Source organism: Sphingomonas bacterium (assembly GCF_903643035.1).
In the GTDB taxonomy this organism is placed as follows: Bacteria; Pseudomonadota; Alphaproteobacteria; order Sphingomonadales; family Sphingomonadaceae; genus Sphingomonas.
This window is the reverse complement of sequence record NZ_CAHJWW010000290.1, coordinates 1-3,322: the sequence shown is the minus strand read 5'-3', so window position 1 is coordinate 3,322 and position 3,322 is coordinate 1. Positions and strand designations below refer to the sequence as shown.

Here is a 3,322-nt window from a genome sequence, read left to right as displayed (position 1 = left end):
GGACGGAAGCCGAGCTTCAGCAGCGCCGACGCCGCATCCGCCGCCGCGCCCACCGGCCCCAGGGCGGACTGGACCTGCGCCGACGCCCCGGCGCCCAGACCCGCGCTCAAGCCCAGCGCGATGCCGCCGACCCTGTCCTTGAGCTCGCGCACGATCCGCTCCGCGAGCTTGGGGCCGACGCCGTTCGCGCGGGCGACCGTCGCCTTGTCCTGCGCCATCACCGCGCGCGACAGTTCGGCCGGCTCCAGCGCCGACAGGATCGCGAGCGCCACCCGCGCGCCGACGCCCTGCACGCCCGTCAGCAGCCGGAACCAGTCGCGTTCCACAGGTCCCGCGAAGCCGACCAGCCGGATCGCGTCCTCCGCCACCAGCATCTCGGTGAACAGCGTCGCCGCCTCGCCCACCGGGCCGATGGCGGCCAGCGTGCGCGCCGACGCGCCGACGAGATAGCCGACGCCGCCGACGTCGATCACCGCATGGTCGACCCCCGTCGACTCCAGTCGCCCCTTGAGATGCGCGATCACGCGAAGCCGGCCTTGGGCAGGTGCGTGATCCGACAGGCGAGGTCCGCCTCGCCGCTCGCCACGATCCAGTGGTCGCCCGCATCGACCAGCCCGGTCGTGAACGTCACGTCGGACACGTACATCCGGTCGCGCAGCGGCTCGGTCAGCGCGGGGGCCGGCTCGATCAGCGGCGGATGGCCGGTGCGGATCACGCGCCACGGCTCGTCGCGGTCGAGCAGCGACCAATAGGTGCGATAGATGCCGACCTGCCCCGACGGCTCCGCCCCGTGCCACAGCGTCAGCCAGCCCTCGGGCGTGAGGATCGGCGGCGCCCCCGCGCCGATCCGCGCGGTCGAGACGGTGGCGGCGTGGGGGCGGATGCCGGGATGTCCGCTTGGCCGCCAGTGGAGCGCGTCGGGCGAGCTCGCCAGGTTGATCGACGGCCCCGCGCGCCACTCGCTATCGGGCGGATAGGCGAACCAGCAATCGCCCAGCGGCCGCGTCTGCGCCCAGTAATGGCCCGCGATCAGCCCCTCGAAGATCACCATGTCCTTGTTCTGGTGGTCGAGGACCAGGCCCTCCAGCCGCCAGTCGAGCGCGTCGGCGGAGGAATAGAGCGCGGTGCCGTGCCGCTCGGGACTGACGCAGCAGGCGGTCATCAGCCAGCGGTCGCCGACGCGGGCGATCCGCGCGTCCTCGACGCCATAGCATTGGTAGGAGGCGCGCGGCGCGATCGCGCGATCGTGATGCACCGCCTCCACCCGGCGCCCGTCCGCCGACAGCTCGACCGGCAGCAGCCACGACAGCGAGGTGAGCGCCAGCACGCGGAAGCCCGCGCCGCGCATCTGCACCTGGCGCGGATCGGCGGTGTCGACGAGGCCGAGCGGCCAGGCGTCGAGGACGCAGCGGGCGGCGTCGCCCGCGCCGTCCCACCGGATCGAGTGGACGCTGCCGCCGCGGATCGGATGGCGCAACGCCTCCGCGACGCGGACCATCATCAGGAGGTTGCCGCTCGCCAGCCGGGTGAGGCCGGGATTGAACGCGCCCAGCACATACGTCTCGGCATCGATCCGCCCCGCCAGCGGCGAGCGCGACAGGTCGACGTCGCCGGGACCGAACACCAGAGCGTCGAAGGGCGCGTCGAAGGACGCGTCAGGGGAGTCCGTCATGCCGCCACGCCTTCATCCCCGCCGCCGGTTGCGCCCTGCGCCCGGCGGCCACCATATCGCCGCATGACCCTGGACCCGCAAGCCTATCGCCCCGCCTCGACGCTCCTGACGCTCGGCGACGGCTTCTTCGATCCGGTCGCGGCGGCCGACTTCCCGGAGACGCGGCTGCGGTTCCGCAACGATCGCGCCGCCGCCACCGTGGGGCTGGACGCGCTGGACGACGCCGACTGGGTGCGCCGGTTCGGACGGTTCGCGCCCCTGCCCGGCACGCTGCCGCAGCCGGTGGCGCTGCGATACCACGGCCACCAGTTCCGCACCTACAATCCCGAACTGGGCGACGGGCGCGGCTTCACCTTCGCTCAGCTGCGCGACGGCGCGGGCATGGGGGCCGGCAGGCTGATGGACCTCGGCACCAAGGGATCGGGCACGACCCCATGGAGCCGGTCCGGCGACGGCCGGCTGACGCTGAAGGGAGCGGTGCGCGAGGTGCTGGCGACCGAGATGCTGGAGGCGCTGGGCGTCGGGACCAGCCGCTCGTTCTCCGTGATCGAGACGGGCGAGGCGCTGGACCGCGGCGACGAGCCCTCCCCCACCCGGTCCGCCGTCCTGGTTCGCCTGTCCCACGGCCACATCCGCATCGGCAGCTTCCAGCGGCTGGCCTACGAACGCGACGAGGCGCGGCTGCGGACGCTGACCGACTATGTCCTGCAAGAGCTGCACGGCGAACGGCCGGGGTCGGAGCCCGCCGTCCAGCTGCTGGCCAACGTCGTCGCGCGCACCGCGCGGCTGGCGGCGGGTTACATGGCGGCGGGGTTCGTCCATGGCGTCCTCAACACCGACAACATCAACGTGACGGGCGAGAGCTTCGACTATGGCCCGTGGCGGTTCGCGCCCAGCTGGGACCCGGCGTTCACGGCCGCCTATTTCGACCGGACCGGCCTCTATGCCTTCGGTCGCCAGCCCGAGGCGATCCACTGGAACGCGATGCAGCTGGCGGTCGCGTTGCGGCCGATCTGCGAGGCGGAGCCGCTGATCGCCGCGCTCGACGGCTTCGCGCCCGCATACCAGGCGGCGATCGGCGCGGCGATGGCGTGGCGGCTGGGGCTAACGCCGCGCGGCGAGGAGGACCGGTCGCTGGTCCAGGCGATCGAGTGCGGCCTGCGCGCGAGCGGCGCGGGGCTGGACCGGTTCTTCTTCGACGCGTTCGGCGGCGCGCTGCCCGCCGGCTATGGCGGCGAGTGGGACGAACTGCGCGCGGCGCTGGCGCCGTACCGGCCGCGCAAGGGTCGCGATCACCCCTATTGGTCGGGCGAGCCCTGCTCGATGCTGATCGACGAGGTGGAGGCGATCTGGGCGCCGATCGCGCAGGACGACGACTGGGGGCCGTTCCACGCCAAGGTGGCGCAGGTGCGCGCGATGGGCGCGGCGCTCGAATAGATTCCGCCCACCCGGGCCTGACGGGCAGGGTGCGCGGCCGGCGATCGGAGGACGGTCGTTCAAACAAGATCAACCCCTTCCGGTCTATCACCCCGCGACATGCCCGAACTGGTCTCCTTCGAACCTGCGACCGGGGCGCTCCTGTGGCGCGGGGAGACGGGCGACGTCGCGGCCGAGGTCGCCGCCGCGCGCGCCGGCTGGACCGGGTGGGCC

The 3,322-nt window shown here is 73.3% G+C and carries 3 protein-coding genes; 1 reads left to right on the top strand and 2 read right to left on the bottom strand.

Translation table 11 applies throughout. The features are described from left to right. Together ruvA and HUV01_RS14020 are read right to left on the bottom strand one after the other, a co-directional pair. Window positions 1-524: Holliday junction branch migration protein RuvA (gene ruvA, locus HUV01_RS14025; RefSeq protein WP_174298832.1), on the bottom strand; the 524-nt coding region annotated here is incomplete at its 3' end. After that, complete coding sequence (locus HUV01_RS14020; RefSeq protein WP_174298831.1) at window positions 521-1,672, bottom strand: glycosidase; 1,152 nt, start codon at window positions 1,670-1,672, stop codon at window positions 521-523. The genes HUV01_RS14020 and ruvA, both read right to left, overlap by 4 nt. A gap of 63 nt (window positions 1,673-1,735) precedes the next feature. On the opposite strand from HUV01_RS14020, the gene HUV01_RS14015 reads away from it, so the two are divergent. Continuing rightward, window positions 1,736-3,109 (top strand): protein adenylyltransferase SelO family protein, encoded by a 1,374-nt coding sequence (locus HUV01_RS14015; protein ID WP_174298830.1) that lies wholly within the window; start codon window positions 1,736-1,738, stop codon window positions 3,107-3,109. Window positions 3,110-3,322 lie beyond the last annotated feature (213 nt).